Origin of the sequence: Aquimarina algiphila (assembly GCF_007489275.1) — a bacterium.
Classification (GTDB): domain Bacteria; phylum Bacteroidota; class Bacteroidia; order Flavobacteriales; family Flavobacteriaceae; genus Aquimarina; species Aquimarina algiphila.
Genome location: NZ_VLNR01000013.1, coordinates 1 through 16,599 on the forward strand (window position 1 = coordinate 1; position 16,599 = coordinate 16,599).

Here is a 16,599-nt window from a genome sequence, read left to right on the forward strand (position 1 = left end):
TGGGGCTCACCTCTTACCATTCCGAACAGAGAAGTTAAGCCCATTAGCGCCAATGGTACTACAATCGTGGGAGAGTAGGTCGCCGCCTTCCTTGAAAACCCTTCAATATCAATATTGAAGGGTTTTTTTTTATACCCAAATGTAATAATAATAAAATATGTGAAGAGAATAGAATTAATGTAAAATTCTATAAAGGAGGAGATTTCATCTCACTTCTACAAATTCAATCGAATATTACAATTTAATAAGCACTAAGGCAACATCCTCTAAAACAAAAAACAGGAAATCCAGGTAGTAATGGTGTGCATTGTGATGCATTAGTACAACTTTCTCCAGTAGACCCACTTCCATTAGAGTTACATTGGCTAGAACGAGAACCAATAATGTTAGATTGTTCTTTTTTGGTAAGTTGTTGAACTCCTTTTACGGTTAAAATTTTTGAATACATAATTATTTGAGTTTTAAGATTACTACTAATATACTTAAAAACTTGAAAGTATTCTTGTTTAGGATGCTTTTGAAATAGAGGTATTAAGGTTTAGTTCAATTTTCTTAAAGAATTCTTCGTTCTTATATGGCTTTCTCATAAAATCACTAAAACCAGAATCTGGATGAAGTATTGCTTTTATCGTATCTTGAGTATCTGAAGCGGTCAATGCAATAATAGGTATGTGTGGATCAAATTCTCTAATTATTTTAGTAGATTCCATTCCGCCCATTTTTGGCATATTCAAATCCATTAAAATAAGATCATATCTTTTTTTCTTTACCATTTCGATTGCTATGAGCCCATTATCAGCAATTTCAGAGTGATACTCCTTTGATTTAAGAATGTTTTGTGTAACTATTTGATTTATTTTATTGTCCTCAACTATTAAGACATTATAATCTTTGGTATTTAAGGAAATACAATTTTTAGTATTATTTTCTTTGTTAATAGCTTCATTTTTTTTGTCGATTTCAAAAGATATTGTGAAGTAAAATGTAGATCCTTTTCCGGGAGAGCTGTTAATTTTAATGTCACCTCCATGGAGATTAACTAAATTTTTGACTATATGTAACCCAAGACCTGTACCAGTAGTGTGATCTTTAGAATTGGCTTGAGAAAATTTATCAAAGATTAGTTCTTGTTTATCTAAGGGAATTCCTCTTCCATCGTCCTTTATTTCAAAGGTTATTTCAACCTCGTTATCGGTAATGACCGGGTTTATAAAATTCAGCCAAATATTTCCGTTTTTAGTAAACTTATTAGCATTACTGATTAAATTGATGAAAATTTGAGATAACCTTACGGCATCTCCAATAAGTTGATTAGGGATATCAGGATCAAGATTTAGATGTAAAGTATTGCCATTTTTTTCAGCTTGATATTCGAATGAATTTTTAATATCATCTGCAAGATTTTTAAGATCGTAACTAGATTTGTCAAGATGTATTTCATAAGATTCCATTTTGGTAACTTGTAATACGTCATTAATGAGATTAAGCAGGTGATCGGCTGAGAATTTCATGAGCTTTATAAACTTATGATTTTCTTTGTCTGTTATTCGTTCCATTAGAATCGAGGATAGACCTACTACTCCATATAATGGAGTTCTGAGCTCGTGACTAACCGTTGATATGAATTTTGTTTTTACAGCTGCCAGATGATCAGATTTTTCTTTTGAAATTTTAAGTTCTTTATTCCTTAATGCAAGAGATTGCCCAAGAGTTTTTATTTTTCTATGATTGTAAATAAAGAAACAAAAGAATATTAAGCATAATAGAAGCAGAGAGACAGTGAATATAGATATGGTTTTAGATTGTTTGGCTTTTTTAGTTTCTACAGTGTTTTTTTCTTCACTTACGGTTAACTGTTTTTTATATTGATGAGCTTCTTGCTTTTCTATGTCGAGAGCAGTTTGATGATGCTTAGTATATTTTTTTAGAATCGCATATGCTTTATCTTCTCTTCCAATTTTGACCAATAAATCTTCATATTTTTTATAAATAGTCATCGCCTGCCTGAACAATTGATTTTTTTCGGTTATAGTAGCAGCTAGTTCATAATACTTTATAGCATTACTATATTGTCTAAAACGATAGTAGTATTCTCCATAACTAGCATATGTAGTAGCTAATTTTGAGATGTCTTGCTGGTTATTAATGAAATATTTTTTGCATTTTTCTAGCAGATCATAAGCTTTTTTGTAGTTTTTTGTTCTTATGTAAATATTGGCAAGGTTTAGTGCTAAAACATGCTGAGATTTTTCATTTAAATCATTAGAATTCTCATAAATATGCTTTATTCTTCTAAGCGCTTTTTTTGGCTTATTAAATCCGTTTATATACACTAAAGCAATATTATTATTTATATCTATGGACAATTCTGGATATCCATCGAGTTCTTTTATAAATAATTCAGCAATTTTATAATTTTTGATTGCTTCTTCGTAATCTTTATTGGTGTAGTAAACTTTCCCTAGAGCATTATATGAATGCGCTTTTAGATAATATTTTTGTTTGGGATTAAATTTTTCTGAGACATCAATTACCGTTTCAATAGTCATGATACGACTGGCTCTTCCTAATGAATTAAAATGGTTTTCAGTATGAATAATAATGCTTTCTAATTCAGAAAACGACATTTCTTCATATTCATGTTGAGCATATGTAATTGAATAAAATAAATAAAAGCATATAGTAACTATATGATATTTTTTAATTCTTATCATTCAATTCAGTTTTGGGGTGCTCAAATATATGAAAAAAACACAAATAAACAGATAATACGTAAAATAAATACGGTAAAAACGCATTTTTAGATAAAATAAAATTTAAATAGAAGGAATAATACTACTTTTTTAGAAATGAATTATTATAGCTTTGGATTTTAGAAAGTAATAATAAACTATATGTTGATTGTATGTATTTATACATATCTGGGGTCAGGGATGTAATCTTGTTTTATAATTTTTATAACCTCGATACTTAAAAAATTAAATTCTTCAACTACTTTACCGTATATACGATAAATACCTCTTCCTTTTAATTTATATCTTTCTTGTGTTTTTGGAAATATTACAGTATCAAAAATGTTTCCGAATTGGTCTAAAAATGTTCCAAAAGCCATGCGCTTTCCTGAATGGGTCTTAGTATTTTTCATGGCAATTAAGTATCCATAAATATCTATGAATTTATTAGTGTATTTATAAAGTTGATTAGCACTATTTTTGTTTTTTGGAGGAGAAGCTAATATTTTGTAATATCCAGAAAGAGGAAATCCAAAAGATTCAATTTGTTCGAATGCGGTTTCTAGTTCTGAAGTTTTTAATTCTGGAAGTTTGTACTCTGTACGTTTCTCTTTAAATAGGAGGGGTTGATTGTGTTGTTGAGTAGGTGCACCATTGATTTTAAAGTGAGCTTCCCATAATAATTCATGTTTATTCTTTTCGGTGAATCTGAAAGCTTCAATCTTGATAAGAATGCTTATCTGTTCTATGCTTATTTGTACTCTGTCAATAAAATTATCCAAAGAGGTGTAGGGGCCATTTTGATTTCGATCTGTTAGAATTGTTTGAGTAGTTTTGAGATCTAGGTTTCTTAGAATCATTAGCCCTAAGAATATATTTTTATCTATAATGGTATGTTCATGATTACTGGTGTTAATGCATGGAGTTTGTATCGTGGCTCCTAACATCTCTGCTTCATGAAGGTATATTTCAGGACGATAAAAGCCTCCTCCGTTATTGAGTGTAGCGACTAAGTATTCTAATGGAAAATATGCTTTTAAAAATAAACTTTGATAGCTTTCTACTGCATATGATGCAGAATGGCCTTTGGGAAATGCATATCCGGCAAAGCTAGCTACTTGATTCCAGATCTCATGAATTAGAGACTCTTTATATCCTTCATTTTTACAATTGTTTATAAATTTTTCTTTTACGTCTTTGAACTCTTTTCGGGATCTAAATTTACCACTCATACCTCGTCGTAATACATCAGCCTCATCCAATGTTAGCTTTGCAAAAAAATGTGCTACTTTAATTACATCTTCTTGGTATACCATAATTCCATAAGTTTCATTCATTAAGTCAAGCATAATCGGATGAGATTTTTTTCTTCTTTCTATATCATGTTCGCGTAAAATATATTCTCGCATCATACCACTTTTGGCTACACCTGGTCGTATAATAGAGCTTGCGGCTACTAAGCCTAAATAGTTATCTGTTTTTAATTTACTCAATAACATTCTCATTGCAGGAGATTCAACATAAAAACATGCTAAGCACTTAGCTTCTTTTATTAAGGTATTAATTTTAGGGTCTTTTTTAAATCTTGAGATATCATGAATATCAAAATCGGCTACTTCTGGTTGATTGTATTTAATGATTTTTATAGCGTCTTTAATTTTTGCTAATCCGCGTTGGCCCAGTATATCAAATTTATATAGGCCTAAGTCTTCTGCTATGATCATATCATAATGTACTGTTGGAAATCCTTTTGGGGGTAAATCCGTAGCAGAATAGAAATGTAAAGGATGTTCACTAATTAATATCCCACTGGCATGAATACTGAGGTAATTAGGAATCCCCTGGACAAGATTACTATAAATAATAACTAATTTATGAATATGATCAAGAGTGTTGTAGTCATAATCACCTTCACTTAATTTGTCGATTTCAAATTTCGGAAGGCCAAATACTTTTCCGAGTTCTCTTACTGCACCTTTATAATGAAATGTGATGTATGTTCCTAATAATGCTACATGATCAAATTCTTCAAAGATGAATCGTGTAATATCTTGTCGATCTTTCCAAGAAAAATCAATATCAAAATCTGGAGGACTTGTACGATGAGTATTTATAAAACGTTCAAAATATAAATCTAATTCTATAGGATCTACATCTGTGATGCGAAGTAAGTATGCAACAATGCTATTTGCACCACTACCTCTACCCACATAATAATAGCCTTTACTTTGTGCATAAGAAATAATTCTCCAGTTGATTAAAAAATAGGAGACAAACTGCATTTTTGTTATTAGCGACAATTCTTTTTCTAATCGATCCAATACTTCTTGTTTTGGATTTGGATATCGATACAATAACTCTTTTTGACAAAGTTCTCTTAATAGAGTATTATCTTCCTCAATAGTACCAGTATATGTTTTTTGGTTAAGAGAAGGTTTGTTTTTAGAAAAATCAAAATCAATAGTACAATTTTTCTGGATTGCAATGGTATTTTTAATAATGAAGTCAAATTCTGAGAATTTTTCTTCTATTTCATGATAGGGAATCATTTTTTCTGAAAAACAAGCTTGTTGAGTTTCAGGTAGTCGACTTAATAAAATATTGTTATCGATAGCTCTTAACAGGCGATGAGCATTAAAATCTTTTTTATTTCTAAAAGTAACAGGTTGTAATATTACTAATTTATGTTCTAAACTTTTTAATCTGGAAAGGCGGAGTTTTGAGATTTCTGTTATAGATACACCGATAAATTCGTTAGTTAAAAACTCAGTTTTATTTAATGATATTACTTTTTGGATAGGGTATATGATATATGCTTGTTTAAACACCGGAGCTGTTTCTGGGAAATTGATTTTTTCATGAGAATGATATGATAAGAAATCATTTAGTTCTTTATATCCTTCATTGTTTTTGGCGAGACCTATGTATAAAGGCTGGTGGTTGTTTCTAAAATCTACTCCTATAATGGGTTTGATTTTATACTCTTTTGCTTTTCTTATAAAATTAAGACAGGCTGAAGTATTATTAATATCAGTTAAGGCCAAACATTTTATATTGTTTTCTTCAGCTAATGTTAAGAGGTCTGTCTCAGAAAAAGTTCCAAAGCGTAAACTGTAGTATGAGTGGCAATTAAGGTACATTTAGTATCAAACTGTACGTTATATTTTATTTGTTGTTTATATTTTGAATATTTATTGTTTTCTGTGTGCTAATACTATTGGTGGCTGACCATTAAAAGGGTTTTGCATTCTGCCAATTGTAGATGATCCTATGGCTGCAGCTCTAATCACACTTCGATCTCCATATCGAACTCTAATATTGTCTAATGCCTGATACAGGTTAAGTTGTTTCTCATCATCTTCAAATAAGTTGATCTGATAATTTCCACTTACCAAATGACTAAACCGTATACCTATTAACCGTACTAATAATCTTTTCTGATATAATTTTTCGAATACCTCGAGAATTTTGGGAATAAGAATATGATCTCCACTTGTATATGGTATTTTTATTTGTTTAGAGTATGTGTTGAAATCAGAATATCTGATTTTTACGGCAATGCAAGCAGTTAACTTATTCCCTCTTCGCAATTGATAAGAAAGATTTTCTGTCATTGCAATGAGAATATTTCTAAGCTTATAAATATCTATAGTGTCTTTATCAAATGTTCTTTCTGTAGAGATTGATTTACGTTCAGAAAATGAAATAACAGGTGTGTTATCTATTCCATTAGCTCTTTTCCATATTGTTAAGCCATTTACTCCCAGTACTCCTTTCATGATATCTGCAGGCATGTCCTGGATAGTTTTAATATAACGAACACCTAAATTTCGAAGTGTATAATAGGTTTTATCACCTACCATGGGTATTTTTTTAATTGATAGAGGAGCTAAAAATGGCTTTTCTGTACCAAAATCTATTTTTAATTGGTTATTAGGTTTAGCTTCATTAGTTGCTACTTTAGAAACTACTTTATTACCAGAAAGACCAAAAGATATAGGAAGACCGGTTTCTGTGATTACTTTTTGGCGTAGCTCTGAAGCATATTTGTAGGATCCAAAAAATTTATCCATACCAGAAAGATCTGCGTAGAATTCATCAATACTCGATTTTTCAAAAACAGGTACTTTTTCTTTAATGATTTCTGTTACCAGATCCGAATATTTGCTGTAGGTTCCTGCATTTCCTTTGATTACTACAGCTTCTGGACAAAGTTCTTTTGCTATTTTCATAGGCATACCAGAATGTATGCCATAGGCTCTTGTTTCATAGCTACATGCCGCTACAACACCACGATCACTAATACCACCAACAAGCAGAGGCTTGTTTTTTAATGTGCTATTGATGATGCGTTCTACAGATACATAAAATGTATCCAGGTCAAGATGTAATATAGTTCTCAATACTAAGTTTTATGGAATAATTCCAAATATATGGAATTATTCCTATTGCTTTATAACTTAGTTATTAATTTTATTCACAATATAGCGTATAAAAAAACGACACCTATAAAAGGTGTCGTTTGAAAAAATTCTATTTTGGGGCTACAAAATAAAATTAAGCGGTTATTAGTTTTCTGCCATATTATAGCTAGCAAATTGCTGCATAGCAGTTTTAGTAAGTTCTTTTGCTCTGTTTACATAGAAATTCTTTGTGTCATGAAGAGATTCATTCTTTAAATCATTTTCACTTCTTACATAATCAGCTTGTGATTCAAATTTAGATTCTTCATTTAAAACAACACTCAATTCTTGTAAAGCGCTTTCTAATTTGTGTAGTGCTTGTTCAGCTTTTGATTTAATTAGAGATTGTTCTTTCAGTTCTGCTGCACGCTTAGCTTCAAATTCAGCCTTCTTTCTACTTTGTTCAGCTATTTGTTGCTCTAATTGTTGTTGTTCGATTTCTAATTGACGACGCTTGGCTTCTAATTCCTTTTGCTTATCAGATACTTCTTGTGTTGCTTCTGCTAATTCATTTTCTTCTTCAATAGATGCGGTTTCTTCTACATCAGAATAGCTACCTACACTTGCTTGACAAAATGTTAGTTGTTCTAAAATTTTAGAACCTAGCTCTTTAGCTCTTTTTGCAAAAAATCTACTACGCTCATATGTGTCTTGTTCTAATGAACTTTCCATATCAACTCTAGCTTGGTAAGCTGTTTCAGTTGCTTTTTTACAGTTACATTGGTCAGCTAAATTTTCTACTTTTTGAAAAGCTTCTATAGCTTTATCTGCATATTCTTGGGTGTGAAAAACATTATTAGCACCATGTGCTTTCTTACTATGAGAATACGCATAACTTGCAGCAGTTAAGGCATCGTCGTATACGTTTTGGGCATTAGTTTTAGGAATAAAACATAGCAATAATAAGATAAGTGCAATTCTTTTCATTCTTCGGGGGCTTTTAAATCACAAAGCAATAATACAATATTTTATTTGTAAAATCCAATAAAAAGGCCATTAATCGATAAAAAGCGTATTTTATCTTAATTTTTACGGGTAAACCTTAGTTTTAGTGATAAATATCCTACTGCTTGTGAGAAGGTAAGATAATTATTATGTGGACTTTATGATCCTAAAACGTTGATATTTGTTTTATATTTTATTATAATATTTGAAAAATAGATTTATAACTTAAAAATATTTATTTTGTAAGCTAATTATGTATATTACGTCTAAACAGCCCATGAAACAATTAATTATATCTTCAATAAATCATAATCTCAATAATGCTATTGCACTATTAGACGCAATTGATTCTAATACTTACAAAAACACTTCAGTGGGGCCATACTACTCTAGTATAGGTTCTCATATACGACACACACTTGATTTTTTTGACTGTATCATTAGCGGATTAGATTCTAATAATATTGATCTAACTGCTCGTAAGAGGGATGAGACTTTATCTACAGATAAGAAATCTGCAATAAACTATATATATCAACTTCAGGAAACATTGTTATCTTATGTAGATGTGAATACTGATTATTTAATAAATGTCACAGATAATATGGGACAAGGAAAAGTAACCGTTAATTATACTTTAGAAAGTATCTTATCACATGCAAATAGTCATGCGACGCACCATTATGCTATTATAGGATATATTCTTGATCATTTAAAGGTAGAAATCAAAATTAATGGATTTGGTTATAATCCTACATCCCCAGTCAATAAAAGAGAAGGTATTTAAATAAAAGAAGCTTTTATTTCTTCTTCCCAAAAATCGATTCCATTATAGTTTTTAGGCCTTTGAATGCCATAAATATGGCAAATCCAGCACTAATTAATCCTAATACTAATATAGGTATGTATAAAGGATGTTCTTGATTTTTGAATGCAGAATGAATAACAACCGGACTAATAAACATAAAAATCAAAGCTATAGTCATACGTTGAACTCCTTTGCCTAATAATTCTTTATTTGTTCTTTTAGGCTTCATAATTATCTATTGCGTTTCGTACACTTCCATATTGTTCTAGTAACCTTGATGCTTGCTCTCGATCAATAGATAATTCTTCCATAATCATACGTGTTCCTCGATCTACTAATTTATTATTGCTAAGCTGCATATCCACCATTTTGTTGCCCTTTACTCTTCCTAATTGAATCATTGTAGCAGTGGAAATCATATTTAGGACTAGTTTTTGAGCTGTTCCTGCTTTCATGCGAGAGCTTCCCGTCACAAATTCGGCCCCCACGGTAACCACAACAGGAAATTGTGCAGTTGTGGCCAAAGGGCTTCCTTCATTACAAGTAATACAACCCGTAGTAATATTATTTTCGTTACAATGTTGTAATGCTTTTACTACATAAGGAGTTGTTCCTGAAGCTGCAATACCAATCACTACATCTTTTTCTGAAACATTATATTCTGTTAAGTCTTTCCACCCTTGAGTAGGACTATCTTCTGCAAATTCTACAGCTTTTCGAATGGCAGTGTCACCTCCTGCAATTAAACCAATCACAAGATCATGTGAAACCCCAAAAGTAGGAGGGCATTCGCTGGCGTCTACGATACCTAATCGACCACTTGTTCCTGCTCCTGTATAGAAAAGCCTACCTCCATTTTTTAGTTTTTGTACAATTTCTTTGACTAAAGCTTCTATTTGCGGAATTGATTTTTCTACAGCATCAGGTACCGTTTTATCTTCAGTGTTAATATTTGTCAATAACTCAGTAACACTCATTTTTTCTAAATGGTTGTGTTTTGAGGTTTGTTCTGTAGTTTTAATAAATTGCATATATCAAAAATACAGATTAAAGAGCGCAATAAGTCATATTATTGAGTAGAAATACTATTTTTTCTGAATTGTAAAAGGAAAACTATAAGTCTCTGAAAGGTTAAAATATCCCAATGGATAATTATCAGAATTTGTAGTATTGATAATATTTCCTCTTAATATTGCAGGTGGAGCTTGGAAAGGATTACCACCATCTTGTTCACTTTGTTCGATAAGAATACTAGAATAATTAAAATATCTTTGATCAATACCAAGAATTTTTATAGTAACTTCTCTACCTTCAACTTCTTCTGGGTTTTCATAGAAGTATGAGAATTTAAAGGGTTTTCCCTGATAAAAGCGATCTTCACTGGGTAGAAATAGATTAAAATCAAAATCAAAAAGATAGAAATCATTGCGATTTCCGTCATCGGTAAAACTAACTTCTATTTCGATTTCATTACCTTCAAACAATGTTCCATCTCCTTGTGCAATATTGTCAATAGGTACGGATGGGATAATTTTTGTAGTAGCTTTATAGGTCTCATTATCATGAATTACAGTAAGTTCGTAATCTGATTCAAAATCCCATAAAAAACTTCCGTTAGAAGGTATGTATGTACCAGGTTCAAAAGATAGTTCGTCAAAATTGTATATAAAATCAAATGTGAGGTTAGTAATATAAATTGTAGCATCACTAACAGTAGGAGTATTTTCATCAAAGAAAGGCGCAGACATTGTTAGTTTTATTTCTTCATTTTCGAGTCGTAAAGAACCATCTGTTTGTGTAACAAATTCTAATGAAGCGTCAATGACCAGTTTTGGCTCACCTTCGGGGACATCAATATCAACGACATCTTCACAACTCATAAAAAATAGAATCCCAAATGCTATATATATTACTTTCCTCATTTCTCTAAAATTTAAAATTGTAGGTTATAGCTGGTATAATCCCAAAAATTGAAGTTCTAATAGCTTCATTGGCAAAAGTATCTTGATTTCGACTAAAGTTAATAGAAGCAGCATTTCTGCGATTATATATATTATAGACGCTAAAGACCCATTCTCCTTTCCATTTTCTATTATTGTTTTTTCTTGGAGTTAAGGTAGCAGAGATATCAATTCTATGATACGAAGGTAAACGTTCACTATTTCTGGGTGCATCAAATACAGGAACTACCAATCCTTGAAACTCGAACTGCCCTGTTGGATAGTTAGTAGGCTGCCCAGTTTGGAACAAAAAATTTGCTCCAAATTTCCATTTTTCATTTAACTCATAACTTCCGTTAAAGGATATGTCATGAGTTTTATCATATGGAGTATTATACCATTCTCCATTATTAATGCCTGGTTCTTGAGGTGTTCTTCCAGGAGTTCGTTGTTCTGATTTAGATAATGTGTAGGCCAACCAACCTTTAAACTTTCCTTCATTTTTTCGTAATAAAAATTCGAGACCATAAGCACGAGCTTCTCCATTTAGAATATCTTGTTCTATAGCATTGTTTGCAATTAGCTCTGCTCCATCAATATAATCGATTCGATTTTTAATTTCCTTATAGAAAATTTCTGTTTCGATAGAATAAGTATTGTCGTTAATATTTTTAAAATACCCTAATGCATATTGATTAAGTAATTGAGGTTTTATAAAGTTGCCACTTGGGGTCCAAACATCTAGTGGAGTAGGGGAATTAGTGTTGGATAGCAAGTGAAGATATTGAGCCATTCTATTATAACTTGCTTTTATCGAAGTGTCATCATTAAAAGAATATGCCAGAGCAACTCGAGGTTCTAGATTAGTAAATGTTGCTATTTGATCATTTCTGCTAAGATTTTCTGTTCCTATAGGTTCGGCAGATTCATAAATTTGAAGATTTTGATTAAATAAGAGAGGATTGTTATCTTGATATACATTTACTTCATTTTGCCCTAGTCTAACAAAGTTACTTAGTCTAAGACCGTATCGAAGAATTAGATTATTAGAGATTTTATGCTCAGCATCTATATAGGCACCAAATTCATTTGCATATTTATTGATGAGTTTTTCTCTTTTGATTCCAGAGTCTTCACTATTAGGTTTTATTTCTCCAGGATTAAATCTATAATATATATTGCTAACCCCATAGTTCAGTTGAAATTTATCACTTAGATAATGTTTTAGATCATATTTTAAATTGAAATTCCTAATGCCCGAATCCCATTCAAAACCTACAAAATCGAGTTCTAAACCATAAAAATAATCAGAATATATTAAAGAAAGATTTGAAAATAATTTATCCGAAAATAGGTGATTCCATCTTAAATTAAGTACTGTATTACCATAGATGTTTTCAAAACTCTCATTAATGCCAAATACATCACGACCAAAATATCCAGAAAGATATATGTTATTATTTTCATTGATTTTGTAATTGAGTTTTGTGTTTAAATCATAGAAAAATGCAGTATTATCGTTATCAAATAGTGGTAAGAAAAGATGTGCATAAGAACCTCTTCCTCCAATAAGAAATGCCCCTTTATCTTTTTTGATTGGTCCCTCTGCCAGTAATCTACTGGATACAGCGCCAAGGCCACCATTTATTTTAATTTTTTTACTATTTCCTTCTTTTTGATAAATATCGAGAACAGAGGATATACGTCCTCCATATTTTGCAGGAATTCCGCCTTTATAGAGTTTGATGTCTTTTATAGCGTCTGGATTAAAAACAGAAAAGAAACCAAAGAGGTGAGAGGAATTAAAAATAATCGCTTCATCTAATAGAATAAGATTCTGATCAGCTGCTCCACCACGAACATTAAACCCCGAAGCTCCTTCGCCACCACTAGTAACACCTGGTAAAAGCAAAATAGATTTGATTACATCAGCTTCTCCCAAAACCACAGGAATCTGTTTTATGGTTGCAGCAGAGAGTCTGTTGACACTCATTTGAGGGGTTTTTACATCTAATTTCTCTATGTTCTCGGTAATAATTACTTCATCTAAAGCTTCTGACGCTTCAGTTAGTTGAAAATTTAATTTTTTATCCTCACTAAGATCAATTTCTTGTATGATATCCTGAAATCCTAAATAGCTAATTTGAACTTTATATTTGCCTTGTTTTAAGGTGATAGAATAAAAACCGTATTCATTAGTTACTACACCTTGTCCCATTTCTGGGAAAATAACATTGACACCAATTAATGTCTCATTACTTGAACGTTCTGAAATTACACCACTTAGAGTGAATTTTTCCTGACCTAATAAAGAAGAGTAGGTTAACAAAAATAGAAATACCAGCATTAGGCTGGGAGAAATGATTTTTTTCAATAGAGAAGTATTTTTGTTATGATTATCTAATATGTAAACTGTAAAAGAAAAAAGATGTTACGACTTCTACAACTACACAAAAGTTAATTTTGAGTTATATTATTTTATTGCACTCGAAAATAACCTTTTTAATTTAAATACTCCATTGAAAGTTTATGGGAAACCATTCTTCGTTAGGCGTTGAATTCTCCGAGGATTCAAAGGAAATGTTTTTTTTGAGATATACTTGATTGTCTTTTGTAAAGACATAAAGTGTATTTAGATTTTGACTATTAATTGTTTTTGATTCATTTATCATTTGGGATCTTTTTTTTATAACGGTTTCTTCCTAAGTTAAACACACCAACTTTTATACCAAAACTAGCAGAAAATCCATTGATACGAGTAATAGTGTCTGGAGATAACTCTACTTTACTAGAAAACCGGTATTTTATTCCGGTTTCTAATTGAACATATCTAGAAATATTATATAGGATGCTTACGCCAGGTTCTACAACAAATACGGCATCCCATTGATCTTCTTGATAACGTTCTGCTTCTTCATCGTCGACCCAATCAGTATTAACATAACCAGTAGCCCCGCCTCCTATTAAGAGAGGGAAAGAAAGGTTGATTTTGGCTCTGCTGAAAAAAATAGGTTCTAAATGAACGCCTGAGTAAACTGCCCCCAGATCAGCACTATTTGAGGAAAAAACACCCGATATGTTTTGATTAGAGAACAATCCTTTTGTTACAAATCCAATTTCAAATTTACGATTGGCTACATAAGCTATTTTGAGTCCTGCAATATATGTATCCCTGTTTTCAACTTCTCCATACCCTGCACTAATACCTATATATACACCGTGTACAATATTTTTTCGATCGTTAAATTCAATATAATCTTTAGATTTTTGGGCAATGCTGTTAAAATTATATCCAACCAGCATAAAAAGTAATATGATTCTTAAATGTTTCATTCTACTTGATTAGTTATGTTATTATCATTGACAGTTTAATTTTATAATGGTTGCACTGAAATGATTTTTTTTTTGATTTAGTATTTTTTTGATAGTACCTTTTAATTATTCTGTTAAAACGATGACTCCTTTTTTTCCTGTTATATGAAATTTTCCTGGAGAACTACTATTACCATATGTTGCGCTAATATCTCTTATTCTCTTTCTTTTATCAATCATATCGGTTGTAATATTAGTAAATGATTTAGGAATTCTTAATAATCCCTGCTCCAAAGAAGCACTAAAATCAATAGCTAAACCAGATATATTAATATTTAATTCTGAAGATTCTTGATTAATAACTACAGCAGTGTTAGATTTTTGGATTTTAGATATCCAAAAATCAGCAACTTCCATAGTAAGGTTTATGTTTTCGTACACATCATTTAAGTACATACTACTAAACATTAATTCACCTTGAAGGTTCCCTATTTTGTTAACAGCAACCTGATCTTTACTCGAGTGTATTTCGAGAGATTTTACATGTTCAATTTTTATAATTGTTCCGCTACTGGTGATTTTAAGATCTTTGGATTCTTTTATATCAATCTCCCCATTTTTAAAACGTATGTTTCCGTAGGTAATTGATTTTGTTTTTAGTTTTCCAAATTTCATTTCAATATTCGCATTATTAAGATCTTTATTTATCCACATATCTCCATGTTGTGCATTTACTTTTAGTTTACCGACCCATTCGCTTATAATAATATCACCAAATTTGTTTATAAGATTAATTTCGGCATTAGAAGGTAAGTGTATTGTATAATCAATTTGGATATTTCCTTTGTCGAAATCAAATGGATTTACATTATTAAAAAGTTCTTTATTAAAGAATTTAGAAATCATACTGGTATTTTTTTCTTCAATAATAGAAGTGATGCTAATGAAATCCTCGGTAGTGTTAATTTGAGGTTTAATACGTTGCAGTAGCTCTTCAGCAGCTTCTTTTTTCTTTTTAACCACTTGTATGTCAATGGTTACTTGTATTGTTTTTTTATCCCAACCATTGATAATTACATTACCATATTTGTTTTCCAAATGTAATTCGCCAGTATTGGTCAAAGCATATGTTTTTTCGATCTTTTTTGATACTTTTTCTTGTGCATGTATGCCATTCTTCATACAAAATAGTATGAGTATCAACAGGAGATATTTATAAAATGTAGCCATCATTATTATTTGATTTTTTAGAATCATTGATCTGTTTCAATAAATTCTCGATCAATTCTATTCTTTTTTTATAATTGTTGACAATGGCCTCTAAAATGTATTCATTATTCAGGTTCTTTGTCATTTCTAATTTTAAAGTTTCATATTCCTCGTCTAATTCATCCATAAAAGACAGAAACTCTTTCTTATCTTTTGGTTGTAGCTTGGGATTGTTCTTTACCAGTTGAACTTGAAATGAGACTAAATCCTTGTAATAGTTATCAATGTCTTTAAGTTCTTGGTGTACTATATTGTTTTGGTTATTTGCGTTAAACCCAGATGTTATAAAGAAGTTTACTGTAGAGAAGGCCCCAATAAGAATCAGGATACTAGCTGCTATTTTTAGTAACGGAAATTTTCTCCATAACGGAATTGTTTTTGGAGTTTCTAACCCAGATTCGATATGAGACCACATCTTTGATCTATCAGCTTTGTATTCGTCAAATTGATGTTTGTTCTCTTTTATATATTTTTCAAAATCGTCCATTGTATTATAAAGTGTTTACAATTTCAATAAGTTTTTTCTTTGCTCTATGGTACTGTGATTTGGAAGTAGAAATGGCAATGCCTAATATTTCTGAAATCTCGATATGATCATATCCTTCGAGTAGATAAAGGTTAATGATTTGTCGATATCCATCGGGGAGTACCTTAATACCTTTTTTTATTTTTATAATATCAATTGTTGCTACTTGATCATTTGCTTCTTCACTGATATGATACTCATGTTGATCAAGTGGGGTCAATTGTATTTTTTTTAATTTTAAATGATTTATACTTTTATTAATTACTATTCTTTTTAACCAGGAACCAAAAGTGCTTTCATATCTAAATGATTTTAGATTTTTAAAAGCTTCAATAAAACTTTCCTGAACAATGTCTTCTGCATCTTCTTTTGTACCTAACATTCGCATACTAATATTGTACATGGCATCTATATAGAGCTCATATAACTGGTATTGCGAATTCCTATCACCAGACTTGCTTTGCTCAACAAGATCTTTATGCGTATAAAGGATATTGGTTTCCAATTAGTTTTACTTGATTGTAATTTTCTTTAAAAGTACTTTTCTTTTCTAGTTATTACTATTGACAATCCAAAAAACAAAGGGTTGCATCTCATAGAAAAA

The 16,599-nt window shown here is 30.9% G+C and carries 14 protein-coding genes and 1 rRNA gene; 2 read left to right on the forward strand and 13 right to left on the reverse strand.

Annotation, left to right across the window (positions count from 1 at the left end; translation table 11 throughout):
* Positions 1-91, forward strand: a 5S ribosomal RNA gene (gene rrf / locus FOF46_RS08150); the annotation flags it as partial.
* A gap of 150 nt (positions 92-241) precedes the next feature.
* On the opposite strand, the gene FOF46_RS08155 is transcribed toward rrf, so the two are convergent.
* From FOF46_RS08155 to FOF46_RS08175, 5 genes are all read right to left on the reverse strand, one after another.
* On the reverse strand, positions 242-448 hold the full coding sequence (locus FOF46_RS08155) for a hypothetical protein (protein WP_109439227.1): 207 nt from the start codon (positions 446-448) through the stop codon (positions 242-244).
* A gap of 58 nt (positions 449-506) precedes the next feature.
* The gene (locus FOF46_RS08160) at positions 507-2,714 is read right to left on the reverse strand and encodes an ATP-binding protein (protein ID WP_143916119.1); all 2,208 of its coding nucleotides are present in this window, start codon (positions 2,712-2,714) and stop codon (positions 507-509) included.
* 197 nt (positions 2,715-2,911) lie between these two features.
* Entirely contained in the window at positions 2,912-5,872 is a 2,961-nt protein-coding gene (locus tag FOF46_RS08165; protein ID WP_143916120.1) for a DNA polymerase III subunit alpha, read from the reverse strand.
* Between the two features lie 51 nt (positions 5,873-5,923).
* Positions 5,924-7,135 (reverse strand): DNA polymerase Y family protein, encoded by a 1,212-nt coding sequence (locus tag FOF46_RS08170; RefSeq protein ID WP_109439224.1) that lies wholly within the window; start codon positions 7,133-7,135, stop codon positions 5,924-5,926.
* Between the two features lie 165 nt (positions 7,136-7,300).
* Positions 7,301-8,122, reverse strand: coding sequence for a hypothetical protein (locus FOF46_RS08175; RefSeq protein WP_109439223.1), 822 nt, complete (start codon positions 8,120-8,122; stop codon positions 7,301-7,303).
* Positions 8,123-8,417: 295 nt separating this feature from the next.
* Here FOF46_RS08175 and FOF46_RS08180 point away from each other — a divergent pair, with 295 nt between their 5' ends.
* Entirely contained in the window at positions 8,418-8,927 is a 510-nt protein-coding gene (locus FOF46_RS08180; RefSeq protein WP_109439222.1) for a DinB family protein, read from the forward strand.
* A 13-nt stretch (positions 8,928-8,940) separates the two neighbouring features.
* On the opposite strand, the gene FOF46_RS08185 is transcribed toward FOF46_RS08180, so the two are convergent.
* From FOF46_RS08185 to FOF46_RS08220, 8 genes are all read right to left on the reverse strand, one after another.
* A complete protein-coding gene (locus FOF46_RS08185) occupies positions 8,941-9,177 on the reverse strand; it encodes a DUF6095 family protein (protein WP_143916121.1) in 237 nt (78 codons plus the stop codon).
* Entirely contained in the window at positions 9,167-9,979 is an 813-nt protein-coding gene (gene murQ / locus FOF46_RS08190; protein WP_143916122.1) for an N-acetylmuramic acid 6-phosphate etherase, read from the reverse strand. Before murQ ends, FOF46_RS08185 begins: the two co-directional genes overlap by 11 nt.
* Positions 9,980-10,033: 54 nt before the next feature.
* Positions 10,034-10,870, reverse strand: coding sequence for a DUF4249 family protein (locus tag FOF46_RS08195; RefSeq protein WP_109439219.1), 837 nt, complete (start codon positions 10,868-10,870; stop codon positions 10,034-10,036).
* A gap of 4 nt (positions 10,871-10,874) precedes the next feature.
* Positions 10,875-13,235, reverse strand: coding sequence for a TonB-dependent receptor (locus FOF46_RS08200; protein WP_143916171.1), 2,361 nt, complete (start codon positions 13,233-13,235; stop codon positions 10,875-10,877).
* A 314-nt stretch (positions 13,236-13,549) separates the two neighbouring features.
* Complete coding sequence (locus tag FOF46_RS08205; RefSeq protein WP_143916123.1) at positions 13,550-14,221, reverse strand: hypothetical protein; 672 nt, start codon at positions 14,219-14,221, stop codon at positions 13,550-13,552.
* Between the two features lie 105 nt (positions 14,222-14,326).
* Positions 14,327-15,382 (reverse strand): hypothetical protein, encoded by a 1,056-nt coding sequence (locus FOF46_RS08210; RefSeq protein WP_143916124.1) that lies wholly within the window; start codon positions 15,380-15,382, stop codon positions 14,327-14,329.
* A gap of 31 nt (positions 15,383-15,413) precedes the next feature.
* The gene (locus FOF46_RS08215; RefSeq protein WP_143916125.1) at positions 15,414-15,956 is read right to left on the reverse strand and encodes a hypothetical protein; all 543 of its coding nucleotides are present in this window, start codon (positions 15,954-15,956) and stop codon (positions 15,414-15,416) included.
* Between the two features lie 4 nt (positions 15,957-15,960).
* Positions 15,961-16,500: an RNA polymerase sigma factor gene (locus FOF46_RS08220; protein WP_235011048.1), complete on the reverse strand. Its 540-nt coding sequence runs from the start codon at positions 16,498-16,500 to the stop codon at positions 15,961-15,963.
* Between the last annotated feature and the right edge of the window lie 99 nt (positions 16,501-16,599).

What these genes read in the sequence shown, in the direction of transcription:
- FOF46_RS08155 (WP_109439227.1), bottom strand. Translation starts at nt 448, where the DNA reads ATGTATTCAAAAATTTTAACCGTAAAAGGAGTTCAACAACTTACCAAA.
- FOF46_RS08160 (WP_143916119.1), bottom strand. Translation starts at nt 2,714, where the DNA reads ATGATAAGAATTAAAAAATATCATATAGTTACTATATGCTTTTATTTA.
- FOF46_RS08165 (WP_143916120.1), bottom strand. Translation starts at nt 5,872, where the DNA reads ATGTACCTTAATTGCCACTCATACTACAGTTTACGCTTTGGAACTTTT.
- FOF46_RS08175 (WP_109439223.1), bottom strand. Translation starts at nt 8,122, where the DNA reads ATGAAAAGAATTGCACTTATCTTATTATTGCTATGTTTTATTCCTAAA.
- FOF46_RS08180 (WP_109439222.1), top strand. Translation starts at nt 8,418, where the DNA reads ATGAAACAATTAATTATATCTTCAATAAATCATAATCTCAATAATGCT.
- FOF46_RS08185 (WP_143916121.1), bottom strand. Translation starts at nt 9,177, where the DNA reads ATGAAGCCTAAAAGAACAAATAAAGAATTATTAGGCAAAGGAGTTCAA.
- murQ (WP_143916122.1), bottom strand. Translation starts at nt 9,979, where the DNA reads ATGCAATTTATTAAAACTACAGAACAAACCTCAAAACACAACCATTTA.
- FOF46_RS08195 (WP_109439219.1), bottom strand. Translation starts at nt 10,870, where the DNA reads ATGAGGAAAGTAATATATATAGCATTTGGGATTCTATTTTTTATGAGT.
- FOF46_RS08200 (WP_143916171.1), bottom strand. Translation starts at nt 13,235, where the DNA reads ATGCTGGTATTTCTATTTTTGTTAACCTACTCTTCTTTATTAGGTCAG.
- FOF46_RS08205 (WP_143916123.1), bottom strand. Translation starts at nt 14,221, where the DNA reads ATGAAACATTTAAGAATCATATTACTTTTTATGCTGGTTGGATATAAT.
- FOF46_RS08210 (WP_143916124.1), bottom strand. Translation starts at nt 15,382, where the DNA reads ATGAAGAATGGCATACATGCACAAGAAAAAGTATCAAAAAAGATCGAA.
- FOF46_RS08215 (WP_143916125.1), bottom strand. Translation starts at nt 15,956, where the DNA reads ATGGACGATTTTGAAAAATATATAAAAGAGAACAAACATCAATTTGAC.